Origin of the sequence: Streptomyces flaveolus, assembly GCF_044765825.1 — a bacterium.
Taxonomy (GTDB): domain Bacteria; phylum Actinomycetota; class Actinomycetes; order Streptomycetales; family Streptomycetaceae; genus Streptomyces; species Streptomyces flaveolus.
Window position 1 is genome coordinate 783088 of the sequence record NZ_JBIWKU010000001.1, and the last position, 17252, is coordinate 800339.

The 17252-nt window shown below is 70.9% G+C and carries 13 protein-coding genes, 1 tRNA gene and 2 pseudogenes; 8 read left to right on the forward strand and 8 right to left on the reverse strand.

Annotated features, from left to right (window positions below):
* Positions 1-193 precede the first annotated feature (193 nt).
* Positions 194-1162, forward strand: a complete 969-nt coding sequence (locus ACIRG6_RS03470; RefSeq protein WP_364674460.1) for an ABC transporter ATP-binding protein — start codon at positions 194-196, stop codon at positions 1160-1162.
* A gap of 13 nt (positions 1163-1175) precedes the next feature.
* Here ACIRG6_RS03470 and ACIRG6_RS03475 read toward each other — a convergent pair whose 3' ends face one another.
* Genes ACIRG6_RS03475 through ettA form a run of 3 tightly spaced genes read right to left on the reverse strand, consistent with a single transcriptional unit; the run spans position 1176 to position 3955 of the window.
* A complete protein-coding gene (locus ACIRG6_RS03475; protein ID WP_364674463.1) occupies positions 1176-1856 on the reverse strand; it encodes a hypothetical protein in 681 nt (226 codons plus the stop codon).
* Positions 1853-2284, reverse strand: coding sequence for an acyl-CoA thioesterase (locus ACIRG6_RS03480; RefSeq protein ID WP_318218596.1), 432 nt, complete (start codon positions 2282-2284; stop codon positions 1853-1855). The genes ACIRG6_RS03475 and ACIRG6_RS03480 overlap by 4 nt, the downstream gene beginning before the upstream one ends.
* A gap of 6 nt (positions 2285-2290) precedes the next feature.
* A complete protein-coding gene (ettA, locus tag ACIRG6_RS03485; RefSeq protein ID WP_239767917.1) occupies positions 2291-3955 on the reverse strand; it encodes an energy-dependent translational throttle protein EttA in 1665 nt (554 codons plus the stop codon).
* A gap of 226 nt (positions 3956-4181) precedes the next feature.
* Here ettA and ACIRG6_RS03490 point away from each other — a divergent pair.
* Positions 4182-4685: pseudogene (locus ACIRG6_RS03490) on the forward strand (HAD domain-containing protein); the annotation flags it as partial.
* Between the two features lie 517 nt (positions 4686-5202).
* On the forward strand, positions 5203-5973 hold the full coding sequence (locus ACIRG6_RS03495; protein ID WP_403320475.1) for a hypothetical protein: 771 nt from the start codon (positions 5203-5205) through the stop codon (positions 5971-5973).
* 81 nt (positions 5974-6054) lie between these two features.
* Here the strand turns inward: ACIRG6_RS03495 and ACIRG6_RS03500 are convergent, their stop codons facing one another.
* From ACIRG6_RS03500 to ACIRG6_RS03515, 4 genes are all read right to left on the reverse strand, one after another.
* Positions 6055-7461 carry a Cys-Gln thioester bond-forming surface protein gene (locus ACIRG6_RS03500; RefSeq protein ID WP_403320477.1) on the reverse strand — a complete coding sequence of 469 codons (1407 nt, stop codon included), beginning with the start codon at positions 7459-7461 and terminating at the stop codon, positions 6055-6057.
* 260 nt (positions 7462-7721) lie between these two features.
* Positions 7722-8189 (reverse strand): single-stranded DNA-binding protein, encoded by a 468-nt coding sequence (locus tag ACIRG6_RS03505; RefSeq protein WP_364819354.1) that lies wholly within the window; start codon positions 8187-8189, stop codon positions 7722-7724.
* A 202-nt stretch (positions 8190-8391) separates the two neighbouring features.
* Positions 8392-10719, reverse strand: a complete 2328-nt coding sequence (locus ACIRG6_RS03510; protein ID WP_403320478.1) for a GTPase — start codon at positions 10717-10719, stop codon at positions 8392-8394.
* A gap of 3 nt (positions 10720-10722) precedes the next feature.
* Positions 10723-12330 (reverse strand): dynamin family protein, encoded by a 1608-nt coding sequence (locus ACIRG6_RS03515; RefSeq protein ID WP_403320481.1) that lies wholly within the window; start codon positions 12328-12330, stop codon positions 10723-10725.
* A 319-nt stretch (positions 12331-12649) separates the two neighbouring features.
* Here ACIRG6_RS03515 and ACIRG6_RS03520 point away from each other — a divergent pair.
* The 5 genes and pseudogenes from ACIRG6_RS03520 to ACIRG6_RS03540 all read left to right on the forward strand — a co-directional run bounded on the left by ACIRG6_RS03520 (position 12650) and on the right by ACIRG6_RS03540 (position 16675).
* Positions 12650-12722: transfer RNA gene (locus ACIRG6_RS03520), tRNA-Arg, on the forward strand.
* Between the two features lie 201 nt (positions 12723-12923).
* Positions 12924-13193 carry a type II toxin-antitoxin system Phd/YefM family antitoxin gene (locus ACIRG6_RS03525; RefSeq protein WP_318218603.1) on the forward strand — a complete coding sequence of 90 codons (270 nt, stop codon included), beginning with the start codon at positions 12924-12926 and terminating at the stop codon, positions 13191-13193.
* Positions 13183-13641 carry a type II toxin-antitoxin system VapC family toxin gene (locus tag ACIRG6_RS03530; RefSeq protein ID WP_392143944.1) on the forward strand — a complete coding sequence of 153 codons (459 nt, stop codon included), beginning with the start codon at positions 13183-13185 and terminating at the stop codon, positions 13639-13641. The genes ACIRG6_RS03525 and ACIRG6_RS03530 overlap by 11 nt, the downstream gene beginning before the upstream one ends.
* Positions 13642-15250: 1609 nt before the next feature.
* Positions 15251-15355: pseudogene (locus tag ACIRG6_RS03535) on the forward strand (GntR family transcriptional regulator); the annotation flags it as partial.
* Positions 15356-15640: 285 nt separating this feature from the next.
* Positions 15641-16675 (forward strand): alpha/beta fold hydrolase, encoded by a 1035-nt coding sequence (locus ACIRG6_RS03540; RefSeq protein ID WP_403320484.1) that lies wholly within the window; start codon positions 15641-15643, stop codon positions 16673-16675.
* Between the two features lie 125 nt (positions 16676-16800).
* Here ACIRG6_RS03540 and ACIRG6_RS03545 read toward each other — a convergent pair whose 3' ends face one another.
* Complete coding sequence (locus ACIRG6_RS03545) at positions 16801-17043, reverse strand: hypothetical protein (RefSeq protein ID WP_318219545.1); 243 nt, start codon at positions 17041-17043, stop codon at positions 16801-16803.
* Positions 17044-17252: the final 209 nt, after the last annotated feature.

Sequence of the window (17252 nt, forward strand, 5' to 3'; positions counted from 1 at the left end):
CGGCCGACCGGACCGTCTGCGGCACGTGCACCACCTGAGCCGCATCAGCCACCTGCGGCGCATGGGATGCGGCAGCCAACTCGAACCACTCCAGCCACCTGAGCCACATGGTTCGCCCCAGCCACCCGTACCGCAGGCCCCCTCCGCGTCGCCCGGCCCGGAGACACCCGGGGCAGCTGCCGAGGAGACCACGATGCCGACGAACCCGACCCTCGCCGACCTGGCCGACCGCGCCACCGCGTCCCGTGACCGCCCCGCCTACGGCCACGACGCCCTCATCACCTGCGACCGCCTGGTCCGCATCTTCAGCGCGGACGGCATCGAGGTGCAGGCCCTCCAGGGCCTCGACCTGCTGGTCCGGGAGGGCGAGCTGATGGCCCTGGTCGGGGCGTCCGGCAGCGGCAAGTCGACGCTGATGAACATCCTCGCCGGACTGGACACCCCGACCGCCGGCGCGGCCCGCGTCGCCGGCCGGGACCTGCTCGCGATGACCGCGAAGGACCGTCTCTCCTACCGCCGCGAGGTGGTCGGCTTCGTCTGGCAGCAGACGTCCCGCAACCTGCTGCCCTACCTGACGGCGGCCCAGAACGTCGCCCTGCCCGTACAGCTCGCGGGCACCCGCGGCCGGGGCCGTGCGGCCCGGCGGGCCCGCTCCGAACGCGCCCTGGAACTGCTGGAGCTGCTGGAGGTCGCCGACTGCCGCGACCGCCGTCCGCACCAGATGTCGGGCGGCCAGCAGCAACGCGTCGCCATCGCCGTGGCCCTGGCCAACGACCCCGCGGTCCTGCTCGCCGACGAACCCACCGGTGAGCTCGACTCCCACACGGCGGAGCAGATCTTCGCCGCCTTCCGCACCGCGAACGAACGGCTCGGCACCACCATCGTCATCGTCACCCATGACCAGGCGGTGGCCGGCGAGGTCCGCCGCACGGTCGCCATCCGCGACGGCCGTACCTCCACGGAGGTCCTGCGGCGCAGCGAGGTGGACGCGACGACCGGCCACGAGACGGTGGTGGCCCGTGAGTACGCCATGCTCGACCGCGCCGGCCGCCTCCAGCTGCCCGCCGAGTACACGCGGGCCCTCGGCATGCGCGACCGCGTCGCCCTGGAACTGGAGCCCGACCACATCGCCGTATGGCCGGACGACAGCGAGCGTCCCTGACCCGGCGGGCGGCTCAGCGCACGCTGAGGCCCAGCGCGCCGGTGCCCGCCCGCCGCAGGGCGACGGATCCGTACGGGGTGCGCAGCCGCAGCCACGCGCCCGAGGAGACCAGCGCGGGCCCGTCCCCGGCCGCGTTCGCGGGGCGCAGGAAGCCCAGCGACTGGGCCGCGTGCACGGCCCGTACCGGCAGTCCGGTGTCGCCGACCGTCCGGGACCAGATCTCCCGGCCGATCCGGTCGAGTTCGGCCCGGGTGCGCTTCTCGGGGGCCAGCTCCCCGGTCCGTGACCGGAACTCGGCGACGGCCGCGGAGACGAGCGCCCGCAGCGCGTCCGGGGACGGCAGGCCCGGCTCGGGCCGCCAGCCGCCGCGCGGGGGCAGCACCCCGGCCCACGGCGGTCCGGTGACCGCGCCGGGCACGGTCGCGGTGGCCGCCGGTTCGTCCACCGACTCCAGGAGCTCACCGGCGGACACGGTCACGTCCAGCGTGACGTCGAGCCCGTTCTCGTACGGCTTCGCCAGCCGCACCGCCCGCACGGCCAGCACCTCGAAGGAGGGCGGCCGTCCGAAGACGGCGAGCGCCGTGCCGTGCGCCTGAAGGCGCACGGCGGCGCCGCGGTCGTAGTGGAGCAGGCGGGAGAGGAAGGCCGCGAGGTCGGCGGCCTCCCCATCGTCGGCGAGGTGGAGGACCGTCATGCGGCGACGGCCTCCTCCTCGTCGTCCGCCTTCTCGCTCTTGTCGTCCGTGTACTCCTGGAGGAACTCCCGTTCCTCCGCGGTGATCCGGCGGGGCCGCTGCGCCTCGAAGTCGAACGGCACGATCACCGTGGACGCGCGGACGTAGATCTGGTCGCCGTCCTTGACCTCGTAGGTGAGCGTGAAGGACGCCGCCCTGATCTCGGTGACCCACAGCTCGATGTCCACGGGCGCGTGCCGGTGGACGAGCTGCCGCTTGTAGTCGATCTCGTGGCGCGCCACCACCGACCCCTGCTGGAAGTCCTTGTCCGGGCGGAACAGGAAGTCGATACGGGCCTCCTCCAGGTAGCGGAGGAAGACCACGTTGTTGACGTGGCCGTACGCGTCCATGTCCGCCCAGCGCAGCGGGCAGCGGTAGAGGTGCCGCAAGATCGATCAGCCCCGGGTCAGCTTCTTGTAGGTGGCACGGTGCGGACGCGCGGCGTCCGGGCCGAGCCGCTCGATCTTGTTCTTCTCGTACGACTCGAAGTTGCCCTCGAACCAGAACCACTTGGACTCACCCTCGTACGCGAGGATGTGCGTGGCCACGCGGTCGAGGAACCACCGGTCGTGGGAGACGACCACGGCGCAGCCCGGGAACTCCAGCAGCGCGTTCTCCAGGCTGCTGAGGGTCTCGACGTCGAGGTCGTTGGTCGGCTCGTCCAGGAGCAGCAGGTTGCCGCCCTGCTTGAGGGTGAGCGCGAGGTTGAGGCGGTTGCGCTCACCGCCGGAGAGGACACCGGCCGGCTTCTGCTGGTCCGGGCCCTTGAAGCCGAAGGCGGAGACGTAGGCACGGCTCGGCATCTCGACCTGGCCGACGTTGATGTAGTCCAGCTCGTCGGAGACGACGGCCCACAGCGTCTTCTTCGGGTCGATGTTCTCGCGGCTCTGGTCGACGTACGAGATCTTGACGGTCTCGCCGACCTTGATGGAACCGGAGTCCGGCTCCTCGAAGCCCTGGATCATCTTGAAGAGGGTGGTCTTGCCGGCGCCGTTCGGGCCGATGACACCCACGATGCCGTTGCGCGGCAGGGTGAAGCTGAGGTCGTCGATGAGGACCTTCTCGCCGAAGGCCTTGGAGAGGTTGTTGACCTCTACGACGATGCTGCCCAGACGCGGGCCCGGCGGGATCTGGATCTCCTCGAAGTCCAGCTTCCGCATCTTGTCGGCCTCGGCGGCCATCTCCTCGTAGCGGGCGAGGCGCGCCTTGGACTTGGCCTGCCGGCCCTTGGCGTTGGAGCGCACCCACTCCAGCTCGTCCTTGAGGCGCTTCTGCCGCTTGGCGTCCTTCTGGCCCTCGACCTTGAGGCGGGAGGCCTTGGTCTCCAAGTACTTGGAGTAGTTGCCCTCGTAGCCGTGCAGGCGGCCGCGGTCGACCTCGCAGATCCAGCCGGCGACGTTGTCCAGGAAGTACCGGTCGTGGGTCACGGCCACGACGGTGCCCTCGTACTTGGCGAGGTGCTGCTCCAGCCAGTTCACCGACTCGGCGTCGAGGTGGTTGGTCGGCTCGTCGAGGAGCAGCAGGTCGGGCGCCTCGAGCAGCAGCTTGCAGAGCGCGACGCGGCGCTTCTCACCACCGGAGAGGTTGGCCACGGGCCAGTCTCCGGGCGGGCAGCCGAGCGCGTCCATGGCCTGCTCGAGCTGGGCGTCGAGGTCCCACGCGTTGGCGTGGTCCAGCTCCTCCTGGAGCTTGCCCATCTCCTCGAGCAGCGCGTCCGAGTAGTCGGTCGCCATCTGCTCGGCGATCTCGTTGAACCGGTCGAGCTTGCCCTTGACCTCGGCGACACCTTCCTGAACGTTCTCCAGGACGGTCTTCTCCTCGTTGAGCGGGGGCTCCTGCAGCAGGATGCCCACCGTGTAGCCCGGCGACAGGAACGCGTCGCCGTTCGACGGCTGCTCCAGCCCCGCCATGATCTTCAGAACGGTCGACTTACCGGCACCGTTCGGGCCGACGACACCGATCTTCGCGCCGGGCAGGAAGTTCAGGGTGACGTCGTCGAGGATCACCTTGTCGCCGTGCGCTTTGCGCGCCTTGCGCATGGTGTAAATGAACTCAGCCAAGAGAAACCGTCCGGCAGCTTAATCAGGCAGTGGGCAGATACACCCCATCTTGCCGTACCGCCACCCCTGGGCGGAAACGCGTTCCCTGCCGGTGCGCTGACCTGGGCTTTCGTGGACGGCGAAAAGACACGACGGTCACTTCCGGTCTCCGCCGGCCGGCCTGGACGCCCGCTCCCGGCCCGGCCCGGGGGTGCCGCTTCCCGCCGGGCCCGGTTACGGTGCGGCCGTGACCAGCGCATCGGAGCGCCCGCTCCTCTTCCTCGACGTCGATGGCCCACTGATCCCGTTCGGGTCGCCGTCCGGTCACCCGCGAGCCGCTGGTGCCTTCGCCGCGACACCTGCCGATCGGGGGAACCCCCTGCTGGCCCGGCTCGACCCGGGGACCGGGGCCCGCCTCATGGCCCTGGGCTGCGACCTCGTGTGGGCGACGACCTGGACGGACGAAGCGAACGAGGTCGTCGCCCCGCGCATCGGCCTGCCGGCGCTGCCCATGGTGCAGTGGCCGGAGACCGGTGCCGAGGAAGGCCCGCGGGGCCTGCACTGGAAGACACGCCCCCTTGTCGAGTGGGCCGGCGGCCGGCCCTTCGTCTGGGTCGACGACGAGATCAGCGCCATGGACCGCCAGTGGGTCGCCGCCCGCCACCCCGGACCCGCCCTCCTGCACCGCGTCGACCCGGCCGAGGGCCTCACCGACGCCGACTTCGCCGCCCTCGCGAGGTGGACGGCGGCACGCTCCTTCCTGTCGTCCGCCGCCGAGGTGGCCCGGCTGCTGGGCCTGGGCGACGCGGCCGGCGTGCCGGAGGACCGACGCGCGCGGCACCTGGCCCATGCCGTGCGCAAGCCGCTTCTCGAACGGGCCGGTCTGCCCGAGGAGTTTTTCGCCCCGCTGTTGGCCGCGGCCGTCCACGATCCGGACCCCAGCTTCTGCCGCTGGTTCGTCGAGCCGGCGGTCTACGCGTTCGGACGCCGACGGGTCCTGGTGGCCTTGCTGGCGTATCTGCGGACGGGCACGGACGCGGAACGGGCGGGCGCCCGGCGTGCCTGGTACTGCGCCCACGTGCCCCTGCGCCCGGACAGATCTCCCGCCTACGCCCCCGGCGGGAGTCGCGATCCCGCCCTGGACGAGTCCCAGGACGTGGTGGCCGAGTGGTCGGCGGCAACCCGGTACCCGGACGCCTGACGCCCCGGTAAGGTGACGATCTTCGGCCGGCGGAAGCCGTACGGAGTCCTCGAAGGCCGGGCACACCATGCACCTTGCCGACCACCGTCCCGGGGGCCGCCGCCTCGCCGAGGCCCTGGACGACCTCGCCGTCACCTTCCGCGGCATGACCGCGCGTCCGGACGAGCACAACTGCGACTGCCACTGGGGCAGCCCGGAGGAACTCGCCCTCCTGAAGACCCCGGACGTGGAGCTGGAGCCGGATCTCCTGCGCCGGACCTGGCAGGCGACCGACTGGAGCGATCACGCGGCCGTGCTGCGCCGCATCCTGCCCCAGTTCGCCGGGGTCCTGGTCGCCGGTCTCGCCGAGCCCCTGTTCGGACTCGAAGAGGCCGGATACTCCCTGGCCCGCGGGCGCTGGCAGCAGTGGCCCGACGATCACGCCGGTCCGGTGCGCGAGTTTCTGCACGCCTGGTGGGTGCAGAGCCTCACCGATCCGGACGCGGCCGTACCGGCGCACCAGGTCTTCGCCCTGTGTGCCGAGGCGTCCGGGACGGCCGGCCCCTGGCTCGCCGAGTGGGAGCGGCGGACCGGGCCCCTCAGCGACCGGCGTCTCGCCGAGGCGGTGGCGGAATGGGAGTACGACCTCCTGGGGGACAGCCTGCCGTGGTACGTCCGCCGGTACGAGAACGACGAGGAGGAGATACGTGCCGACCTGGTCGCCTGGCTCCTCGGCCACGGCGCGGCGCGGCTTCGCGAGTCGGGCGCTCCGGCGGACCTGCGGCACCGGATACGGCTGCTCGGAGTCACCGGCGAGGCCCGCTGGACGGACCCGCACTGGCCCGGCCACCGCTACTGACGGGGCCGCGCGGGTGAGTCGGCCGGGGGCCGACGCCCGGTGGCGGGGCGGTGGTGCTCACCCCGTGCCGCCCCGGCGCGGTCAGCTCTCCCCGCCCTCGTTCCTCCTGCGGACGAACAGGAGGACCGCGCCGCCGATCACGACCAGGCCGATGGCCGTGCCGCCGATCAGGGGCGTCGTGTCGGAGCTGCCGGTCTCGGCGAGGTCGGTGTCGGGGGTGGGGTCGACCACCGCGGCGGCCGGCTCACCGAGGGTGTGCGTGGCCTGCTCGACCGGGCTGCTCTGGGTGCGGCAGTCGAGGACGCCGGTGAAGCGCTGCTCGAAGCCGGTGGGGCCGCGGACGGCGAAGTCGTAGGCCCGGTCCTCCGGCAGCGGGATGGTGACCGTCCGGGTCTCGCCCGCCGCGATGGTGTACTCGCTGTCCAGCAGCTCGAAGGTGAACGCCTCGTCGCCCTTGTTGACCGCGGTGATGTCCAGGCCGCCCTTGGCGCAGTTCTTCGCCCCGGACAGCGCGGGTATCGCGCCCTGGTCCGCCCAGGTCGCGCTCGCCGTCGCCGCCACCGTCGACTCGCTGGAGCCGGCCAGGATCTGCGTCTGGCTGCGGCTCTCGGAGGCGAAGGCGCGGCCGACCGGCACGGTGGTCGAGGCCTGGACGGTCAGCCCGACGGTGTCCGCCGCGGTGTCCTTCGGCACGTCGAAGAAGATCTGGCTGCCGTCGGTCACCGACGTGACGGGCTTGCCGGCCTTGTCCACGAACCGCACCCCGCCGGTGGTGTCCGCCGGCGGTGTGACCGTCGCGCTGTCGGCGTTGGTGTGGACCGTCACCGGGCCGAGCCGCTCGCCCGGGTGTCCGGAGACCGCGGGCGGGTCCAGCGTGAGCGACGCCGCCGGCTCGGCCAGGTCGCGGGCGTGCTTCTCCAGGTAGTCCGCGAGCCGCTCGGCCTGCGGGTCGACGGCCTCGACATCCGTGTCGTCCGAGTAGCGCCAGATGGCCACCTGTGTGCCGGCCGCCGCGTCCTGCTCGGTGAGCCCGCCGCGTACCCCGGCCTTCTTCGCGAGCGCCGCGAGGTCGTTGACCTGGGGGTAGGAGTTCTGCAGGATCCAGCGGATGCGGCCGGCGTCCTTGTTGGTGCCCAGCGAGGTCCCGCTCCAGGGCGTCTCGTGGTACTTGGCGTCCTTCTGCGTCGGGTTCTGGATGTCGACGCAATAGGTCTGCAGCATGCCGCCGCCGTCGACGGACATCTCGAACAGCCCGGCCGACACCTCCTGGTCACCGGCGGCCCCGTGTATGACCGCGGTGCCGTAGGTCTTCAGGCCGCCTATGGTGGCCGCCGCTCCGCCCTCGCCCTGCGTCTTCCCCTGGGCGGCGGCCGGGGCGGCACCCGCCGCCACGCCGGCTGCGGCGAGCGCGGAGACCAGCACCGTGGCGGCGAGTCTCGCCGCCGTTCCCCGGCCGGGCCGGGACAGGACAGAGAGCGAAGAAAACACCAAATTCCCCTTCGAGCAGGACCCGTTGGCGTGGGGGCACGGTCCCACCAGCAGAATCAGCAGCCCCGTAGGACATGTTCGGCATCCTAAGGACCTGGCGCACCGGGCCTCCCGGTGATGTTGGTCCGAGCGGTGATCCGACTCGGAATCGTTATGGCCGACACCCCTGTGAGCAGGGCTTATCGACAAATCCACCCGGGTTGAACCGTGTGCTTTCGCCGATAAGCCGCACTTCGGTCAGCCCTGCCGGGGCGCCGGCGTCACGCCACCACGACCGGCTCCGGCTGCTGTTCGGTCTCGGCGGGGGCCGATTCCACCGGCGGCGTCTCCCAGTTGGGCTCCGGCCGCGGTGGGGAGGCGGCCGCCTCGGCCCTGCTGGTGCGCCGGAACGCCGCCGTCCCCCGGGAGAGGTCGTGCCCGATCGCCACCGCGTCGATGTCCGCGGAGGTCCAGTTCTGCCCCTCGCGCACGTCCGTGCGCACCTTCAACCGGCCGTGCACGACGACGGGTTCACCCACAGCCAGGGACGCCGACGCGTTGACGGCCAGCTGCCGGTTGGCCCACACCGTGAAGAAATTGGTGTGGCCGTCCGTCCACGCGTTCTTCTCTCGGTCCCAGTAGCGCGCGGTGACCGCCAGCCGGAACCGCGCCGACGGTCCGCTCGCCAGGTCCCGGAACACCGGCTGCGTCGCCACGTTGCCCACGGCACAGATCATGGTCTCGTTCATCGCGAGTCCCTCCCTCCACGCGTACGGGCCCGGCCCGTACGGCTGCTGCGTCTGCCTGCCGGCGACCGCTTCCGCCGCGGTCGCCGTGAGGCCAGACTGCCTCCGCCGGCCCGGGCCCGCTGAGCCCTGTGGACCGTCCCCCGCATGTGGAAAACCCCGCCACCCGAACGGGTGGCGGGGCTCCCCCGAGGGTCTCCCTCCCCTACCTCGCCCGGGTCCCCACCCCGATGCCTGTCCCAAGGCCGGTCCCCACGGCCGCCCCCGCGACGCGCCCGTACTGCTCCCGGACCTCCCGGTACCGCAGCAGCTCCCCCGCCAGCGGATCCAGCACCCGGGCCCGGCCGCACCCGGCGGCCGCCTCACGCAATCGGCGTTCCGCCTCGTACCCGTAGCGCCGTGCCGGTCCGCGTGCCGCCATGCGGCAGCTCCACTCGATGACCGGGCCGCCGACGATGCCGGACACCATCAGCAGCACCGGCACGACCAGGTTCGGCGACATGAAGCCGATGATCTGACCGAGCAGCCACAGGCCGCCCGCCACCTGAAGGAGCGTCATGGACGCCTGGGCCAGCACGGCCACCGGCCACCACCCGGGCCGCGGCGGGCGTCCCGTCGGCAGACCCTGCCTCACCGCCAGCTCGTCGAGCGCCTCGGGCAGTCCCTGGGCGCCGCGTACGGCCGCCTCGCGCATCGCCTGCGCCCACGGCGCCGGCAGCCCGGCCGACGCCCGGTCGGACACCGTACGCACCGCCTGCTCGACACGCTGACGGGCCGTGACCTCCTCGTCGGCCTGGGCGCGCAGCGGCAGCCGTCCCGTGGAGGGTCCGCGCCGGTCGTGGCACCAGCGCCACAGCCGCAGCCACGGCGTGCCGCAGGCGCGGTTGGCGTTGCGCAGCCAGGCGCGTTCGGCCGCGTCGCCCGCCGCGGTGGCGCCCACGGCGTCGGCGAGCCGGTCCGCGAACTCCTCCCGGGCCTCCTCGCTGAGCCCGGTGCGCCGCCCGGCGACGTACACGGGCCGCAGCCGCCCGGCGGCGGCGTCCACGTCCGCCGCGATGCGGCGCGCCGGCGCCTGCCGCTCGGCGACGAACTGGCCGAGCGTCTCGCGCAGTTCGCCCATTCCCTCCCCGGTGAGCGCGGACAGCGCGAGCACGGTCGCGCCGGGTTCGCCGTGCTCCCCCAGCGCGATGCCGTCCTCGTCGAGCAGGCGCCGCAGGTCGTCGAGGACCTGCTCGGCGGCCTCCCCGGGCAGCCGGTCGACCTGGTTGAGGACGATGAAGGTGACCTCCGCGTGGCCCGCCATCGGCCGCAGATAGCGCTCGTGGAGCATGGCATCGGCGTACTTCTCCGGGTCGACGACCCAGATGACGGCGTCGACGAGGCCCAGGATGCGGTCCACCTGCTCGCGGTGCTGCACGGCCGCGGAGTCGTGGTCGGGCAGGTCGATCAGGACCAGCCCGCGCAGCGGCGAATCGGCGTCCGGGTGCTGAAGCGGGCGGCGGCGCAGCCGGCCGGGGATGCCGAGCCGGTCCAGCAGGCTGGCCGCACCGTCGCTCCAACTGCATGCGATGGGCGCGGCGGTGGTGGGCCGGCGGACGCCCGTCTCGGAGATCGTCACCCCGGCGAGCGTGTTGAACAGCTGCGACTTGCCGCTGCCGGTCGCGCCCGCGATGGCGACGACGGTGTGCTGCCCGGAGAGCCTGCGCCGCGCGGCGGCCTCGTCGAGGACCCGTCCCGCCTCGGCCAGCGTCCCGCCGTCGAGCCGGGTGCGGGAGAGCCCCACCAGTTCGCGCAGCGCGTCCAGGCGCGACCTGAGGTGCCCGTCGTAGGCCAAAGGCATCAGGGGGGAGGAACTCGCCGGTCTGCTCGACACGGCGGAGAACCGTTCCCCGCCGGCGGTCTCGTCCACCCGCCGCGCGATGAGCCCGTCGCCCCAGGCCTCCTCCTCGTCCCGGGCCCCGGCTCCGGCCGCCGAGCCGCCCTGGGCACCGTCGGCCCGCTCCTTGCCGTTGACCCGCTCCTTGTGGTCCGTACGCTCCTTCTGCTCCGTACGCTCGTTGCGCTCCGTGCGCTCCGTGCGCTCCGTGCGCTCCGTGCGCTCCTTGTGGTCCGTGCGCTCGTTGTGGTCCTTGTGGTCCGTGCGCTCGTTGTGGTCCGTACGCCGAGGGGCGCCGTCGTCCGCCACGCGCGCGTGGGAGCGGGACTCACGGGCGCGCTCGCCGTCACCACGTCCCGCAGGCTCACTCGCCCCGCTCGGCGCGTCCTCACTCCCGCCGCTCCCCGCACGCTCGCGCTCATCCCTCCCCGCACGCTCGCGCTCGGCACTCCGGGCGCGCTCGCGCTCGTCGTCACGGACGTGCTCACCCCTGCCCGTGCCCCCGCCGGCAGGGTCCTCGCCGGCGCGCCGCTCACCGGCGCTCTTCTCGTGGACGCGCTCCTCGGCATCCTGTCTCCGGCTACGGCCGCTCCGGGTGTCCGCCTCCTCCGTGTGGTCGGTGTGCTCGGTGGGGTTCTGGTCAGTGACGGCGGTCACCGGTCACCTCTCCTTCTGCAGTACGGACAGCGCGGCGATGAGTTCGGCCTGTGGCTCGGGGTGGACCTCCAGTGCGTCGAGCGGAGCGAGCCGGCGCTCGCGCTCCGTGTGCATGACCCGGTCCATGTGGGCGTTGAGCAGCCGTCCGCCCCGGTCACGCAACCGCAGCGCGCCATGGGCGCCGATGCGTTCGGCGAGCCTCTCCCCGGCGCTGCGCGCCCGCCTGCCGCCGAGCAGCACGGTGGCGCCGAGCGCGGCGATCATCTCCGGGTCCGGCGCCAGGCTCCGGTCGAGCCAGCGGACCTCCTCCTCGGCGTACTCCTCCAGCTCCCGCCGCCACCGCCGTACGGCCATCCCGATACGGTGCTCGGCGCTCTCGGGCGACCACGCGCGGGACGTGAGTTCCGGGGCGCCCGCCGCGGGCTCGCGCCGCCAGGCCTCGTCGACGTGTTCGTCGGCGGCGGTGACGGCGCACAGCAGCAGCGCGCCGAGGCTTTCCACCAGCGAGTCGAGGAGTTCGCCGGGAGAGCAGTCGAGCGGGAAGGCCCGCCATCGCTTCAGGGCGTCCCCGGCAAGCACGGCCCCCGCACGCAACCGCCCTCGCACGCGCGCGTGCTCGGCGTCGTACGCCCCGTCGACGGCGGCGGTGAGCCGCAGCGCGGCGGCGTACTGCGCGGCGGTGGCGCTGGCCAGCTCGGGCATCCGGGCCTTGAGGGAGTCCAGGATTCCGTAGGCCGTACGGGCCATGGCCTCGTGCCGGGCCGTGAGGTCCTGGGCGCGCTGGACGAGCCAGGACCGCAGCGGCGCCACGGCGGTGGCCGGCAGCAGCCCGCCTCCCCAGGCCGACTCGGGCAGTTCGGGGACGGTGAAGCGGGGGACGTCGCCGAGGCCGGCCTTGGTGAGCAGCGCCGCGTACTGCCGCGACACCTCGGCGACCACCTGGTGGGGCACCCGGTCCAGCACGGTGACCAGCGTGGCGTTGTACTCCTTGGCACTGCGCAGCAGTTGCCAGGGCACGGCGTCGGCATACCGGGCGGCGGTGGTGACCATCACCCAGATGTCGGCGGCGCAGATCAGTTCGGCGGCCAGGACACGGTTGTCGGCGACGAGGGAGTCGATGTCAGGAGCGTCGAGGAGGGCGAGGCCGGGCGGCAGGGTGTCGGCGGTCTCGACGCGCAGCACACGCGCGGGCTTCTCGCCGGGCAGGACCAGATCGTCGTCCGGGGCATGGTGGGGCATCCACACGCGCGTGAGATCGGGCAGCACGCGCACGCCGCTGAACCAGTGGTGGTCCTCCGGGTGGCACACCAGCACCGGTGTCCGGGTCGTGGGCCGCAGGACACCCGCCTCGCTGACGCGCCGGCCCACGAGAGAGTTCACCAGCGTGGACTTCCCGGCGCCGGTGGAGCCGCCCACGACGGCCAGCAACGGCGCTTCGGGATCTCTCAGCCGGGGCACCAGGTAGTCGTCGAGCTGGGCGAGCAGTTCGTCTCGGTTGGCACGCGCGCGTGGAGCCCCCGCGAGGGGCAGCGGGAAGCGTGCGGCCGCGACACGGTCGCGCAGGGCGGAAAGTGCGTCGAGCAGCTGAGGCCGTACGTCCAAGGTCACCACATGGGAAGAATGCCCAATTTTAGGGGAATTCTGAAGCATATGAGCATGTCTGCGCGCCGACCGGACACTACGGACGGAAAGGACTACTGGGACGCGAGCACAGTCCAGGCATAACGAGTGCACAACACCCGATGCGCGAGACGCCAAAAGCGATGCACGATTCGTACCTGCCTGCGATTATCGGTTCCGCTTCACCGAACCTCCACATCGAGCCACGGAGGCGAGGCGTCAGGGACACGGAACCGGGAGCCCTATCCTTGTCCCCGGCAACGTCGTGGATCGGCCCACCCGGCCGCCACGACCGAGGCCACCACACCAGGCCCCCGTAGCTCAGTGGATAGAGCAGGCGCCTTCTAAGCGCTTGGCCGCAGGTTCGAGTCCTGCCGGGGGCGCCCACTGCCTCTCACCTGCAGAAACGCGTGAGGGGCTCTTTTATGTCCGGGTGCACATCGCTCTACGAGCAAGCGCCCTCGCCTGCACACCGTCGCGCGCCCAGACAGGCCATGCGTCGTGGCGACAACGACTCTCGTCGGCGAATCCACGCCGGAAACACGCTGTAGCACCAGGTAGCACCCTTCGCTATCGTGGGCAGCATGACAGCGCAGCCGGAGATCACTCAGCGCGATCTGCGCACCCGCTCGAAAGAGATCATGGACGCCGTCCAGGGAGGACAGGCGTTCACCGTCACGCGCGACGGACACCGCGTCGGCGAGTTGATCCCGCTCCGGCGCCGTCGCCGCTTCGTTCCCCGCGCCGAGTTCGCGGCCATGTCGCGCACCGCCCCCGATATCTCACTGGACGCCTTCCGCGACGACCAGGACGCCGTCGTCGATCAGGAGTTGGACGATCCGTATGCCCGTTGAGCACGAGCAAGGCCTGCTCGACACCAACATCATGATCTTGCGCAAGTGGATCGACGTCGACGAGCTGCCCGCCGAGATGGCCATCAGCACCATCACCCTCGCGGAGCTCTCCGCGGGCCCCCACCAGGTACGCGGCAGGGACGAGCAGAGCGATTACGACGAACACGCCGAACGGGCCCGCCGCATGGACGTCCTGCAGCGGGCCGAAAACGAATTCGATCCCATCCCCTTCGACGTGGAGGCGGCCCGTTTCTACGGGAGAATCTGCGCCGCCGTCGTCTCCGCGGGCCGCAAGCCCCGTCGCCGTGTGGCCGACCTGATGATCGCCGCCATCGCGGCCGCCGAGGAACTTCCTCTCTTCACCACCAACCCCGACGATTTCAAGGGCCTCGACGACTTGATCACCATCGTGCCGGTAACGCGGCCCGACGTCCTGCACGACCGGTAGCACCGCACCTGACCGACCGCCACCGGGAGCGTGTCGATCGCCCCACGTCGGCGACCGATGACGGTACCGTCCTGGCACACCTTCTGCCGGCTGACGGGGTGGTCGGTGCAGCCGTGGCCGCCGGCGAGTGCACGGCAGATTCAGCGGCCCCGGCGTTCCGCCTGACACTGGGCTCTTGAGCGCCGTCCCCGGCTCGGCCTATCGGGCACAGTCACGGCCCTCGGGACGTTTTCCCCACCGGAGACGGCGGCGGGACCGTTCACCTCTCGTGATCCCTGGGCTTCGGGGAGATCGTCCGGCCCGGCTCGAAGAGCGCGCCGTACCTCACGCCAAGCGCGGATGATCTCAGGAAGCCTGGACAGCACCTCGGCGACCTGCGTCAGCAGCAGCATGACGCAGCCAAAAGCAGCGAGGATCACCAGCGTCACGTTGTCCCAGCTCATGAGGACTGTCCTGGCGTCCGCTCGAGCGATGCTCGAAGCCCCTGCAGGCTGAGCGACGCGCCCCGCAACCGCACCTCCACGCGGTCGACGGCAACGTGCATTGTGGCGCCGGGGATACCGATCTGGGGAGCCGTCAGCGATGTCGCGACGTCTTCTGCGTAGGGAAAGCCATTCCATCGAATCGTCCATCGGTCTGCCGAGCCCCACAGCTGCTTCCCATATCGTTCTTCCCTCCCGTTGTTGAGCCAGCCAGGACGTTGCAGGGGATCAGAGAACCAGTTGCCAATCGCCCACCTTCCCCGAGGGTCATGCGTCGCGATTCTGGTCGCGAGACCGGCCAGCAGGCATTCAGCGTCTGCACCCATGCCGGGTACTTCATCTAGCTGTGTCCGCTCCGAGGTGGTCAGCGGCTTATCAACGGTGTAGAAGTCCCAACGCGGGGAAGGACGCCGCGAAGTACCCCAGGTGCCAGATGGGTTGCCTGTGACTATCAGTTGGGCACCCGTGGGCAGATGACGTGCCACGTAGGTGCGCCGGCCGTAGAACTCTTCGAGTCGGAGCCCCGGTAGCGAGCTTCCTCCATCGCGGCTGGGCAGGAGGTACGGTGCCACGTTGTGCGGAACGTCCGTGATGAGGACGAGCCGGTTGTAGCGAGGCGACGCCGTAATGTCGTAAGCCACGAGCGTGTGCAACCCCCACCGAGCAGGCGGACGCGCTTCCCCAAGTCCCCATCGGTTGAAAAGACCCAGTGCCAACAGGGCACGCAGACTGCGTTGTTCGCTCAGGCAGGTGTCAAGACCGAGTGATCCATCCCGTGGAACCCCTGCGAATGCTCCCTCTTCGGGCTCACCAGTGAACCCCACTCGGGTTCGGGCAATGGCCTTCTTCACGCTTTCAGGCATGCTGATACCTCGATGCCACCCGGCTGGCGCTCTCGGTCACATACCACGTAAACCCACCAGAAACTCGCGCGGAGTTGGGTGCACCACACCCATCTGCAGCGTCCGCAGTTGCCGGGCCTGTGGAGACATTGCCGCCCTTCGACTCTCCGCGAGCCGAATGTGGGCAGCTTAGCGGACGGTCGAGCGGGGAGAGGCGGAATTACATGGAGCCAGCCAGGCAGGTGCCTCACTGATCCATGACGACTGTCAGCTCCTGCGACGACCCGCACGCACTACAGCCACCAGGGGCGCCCCGTGGCGACGGCGGACATCGTGATGCCCGCCGCTCACTGCGAGATCGTCCACGAGATCCCCGTCAACCGTCACTAGCCCTGCCACTCCCCCGGACGAATGCGTGTCGAAGTCCGGCCCGGCGTGACTCCGGGCCTGGGAGGGTGACCAGGTCGGCGAGGGTTCGGCACTCGACACAGCAGGCGTCTTCTCCGCGCTTGGCCGCAGGTTCGAGTCCAGCCGGACGGTCGCCGCTTTTCCGGACCGCGCGCCGCCCTGCCCCGCGGCGCCCCCTCGCGTGCACGCCGGGTCATATTGCGACAGGCGCCCGATTCGCACATGTCTTCACAGGATCGCCCACAAATGAGTGGTTACGGCCTATCAATGACGGTGTTGGCCATCATGGACTGGTTCGCCGTCGTTCCATTCGTCGCGGAGCCGTCCATGCGCCCCACTCTCACCACCGTCCAGGACCCGCCGAGCACGCAGGGTCACGGGTCCGTCTCTGCCGCACCGGAGCAAGCGGAGGAACGAAGCCTCGTTTTCGAGGGCTTCGGGTACACGTGCCGGATCGTCCACCAGGGAGCCCCCCGGACGGAGCCGCTGGTGCTGCTCGGCGGCTCGTCCCAGAACAGGTACTCATGGCAGGGCCACGAGAAGTGGCTGTCCCCGCTGTGCACGCTGATCACCGTGGATCTTCCTGGTTACGGCACCTCGGACTTCGTACCCGCCCGGTACGGCATCGACTTCCTCGCCGGCGCGGTCGAGCACATGCTGGCGGACCTCGGCATGCCGCGGGTGAACCTGTTCGGCGGCTGTTTCGGTGAGGTGGTCGGCCTCCGCTTCGCGCAGCTCCATCCCGAGTACGTCCGCCGCATCGTCTTCTGCGGCGCGGCGAAGCGCCTTCCCCAGATCTACACCGATGCCGTACCGCGCCTGTCGCAGGCGCTCGAACGCGGAGAGATCGACGAGGCAGCCGGCGGACTGGTGCGGTTGTTCATGTCGAATCCGGAAGCCGGGCGGGTCCGCAAGCACGCGGCCGTGGCACGCCTGCTCCAGCAGCAGTTCGTGGACCAGACGCCGGACGAGATCAGGAAGGCGGTCGAGCACAACACCAGGCTGGTGTCGCACGGCTGTTACCGGCCCCTGCCGGTCCCCGACGTGCCGTCCCTGGTGTTCACGGGGGAGTACGACACCCTGTGCACCCCCCAGATGGGGCGTGAACTCGCCGCGACCATGCCTTCGGCGCTTTTCACGACCGTCAAAGAGGCGGACCACCTGGTCACCGTCGAGCGCCGGCAGGAGTCCGCGGAGCTGATCGGCCGGTTCGTCACCGACCGCCCCGTCGACGACCTGCCCTACTGCAACCCGGTGGAGTCACCGCGCACCGAGCCCGCTCCCGCACCGGGGCCCCGTTGAGAAGGGCCGGAAACGCACCGATGGCCGGGACCCGTCGTGGGGTCCCGGCCATTCTCCGCTGCGCGAATAGACCTGAGCGACAGATGTCTGAGCGGCGGATGCCGACGTGAACAAGGGCGCCTCGATCAGCCCTTCGAACGCGACTCCAGCTTCCTGCCCTCGATGACGACGACGCTGGTGCAGTCGACCTGCCCCCCGCCGGCGCAGGTCTGCGACTGCACACAGTGAATGCCGTCGCCGTCCTTGACGCACTTGTCGACACCGACACCATCGTCGGCGGACGCCTGTACGGCACCGAAACCGACCAGGGCGAAGCCGCCCAGGATTCCGGCCGCCATGGTCGCTGCGATCTTCTGCGAATTGCGCATCTACCTGTTTTCCTTGTGCGGTCGACTCTCCACCCCTGTTCCCTGGGCGGCAGAGTCGCTCGGAACGACTGAATCGGCCTTTGAGCCGAGACGCCTCGGGGCTCGAACAACTGGGTTCGAGCCCCGAGACCTACTCAGATCACCTGGTCAGTGATCCTCAGCCAAAGGCCTGGGTGCAGGTCACGGCGGTGTTGCCAGCCGCCGGGTTG

Bases quoted from the DNA above. Each gene is read 5' to 3' on its own strand.
- ACIRG6_RS03540 (WP_403320484.1), top strand. From the start codon at position 15,641: ATGACGGTGTTGGCCATCATGGACTGGTTCGCCGTCGTTCCATTCGTC.
- ACIRG6_RS03505 (WP_364819354.1), bottom strand. From the start codon at position 8,189: ATGAACGAGACCATGATCTGTGCCGTGGGCAACGTGGCGACGCAGCCG.
- ACIRG6_RS03470 (WP_364674460.1), top strand. From the start codon at position 194: ATGCCGACGAACCCGACCCTCGCCGACCTGGCCGACCGCGCCACCGCG.
- ACIRG6_RS03525 (WP_318218603.1), top strand. From the start codon at position 12,924: ATGACAGCGCAGCCGGAGATCACTCAGCGCGATCTGCGCACCCGCTCG.
- ACIRG6_RS03475 (WP_364674463.1), bottom strand. From the start codon at position 1,856: ATGACGGTCCTCCACCTCGCCGACGATGGGGAGGCCGCCGACCTCGCG.
- ACIRG6_RS03530 (WP_392143944.1), top strand. From the start codon at position 13,183: ATGCCCGTTGAGCACGAGCAAGGCCTGCTCGACACCAACATCATGATC.
- ACIRG6_RS03545 (WP_318219545.1), bottom strand. From the start codon at position 17,043: ATGCGCAATTCGCAGAAGATCGCAGCGACCATGGCGGCCGGAATCCTG.
- ACIRG6_RS03495 (WP_403320475.1), top strand. From the start codon at position 5,203: ATGCACCTTGCCGACCACCGTCCCGGGGGCCGCCGCCTCGCCGAGGCC.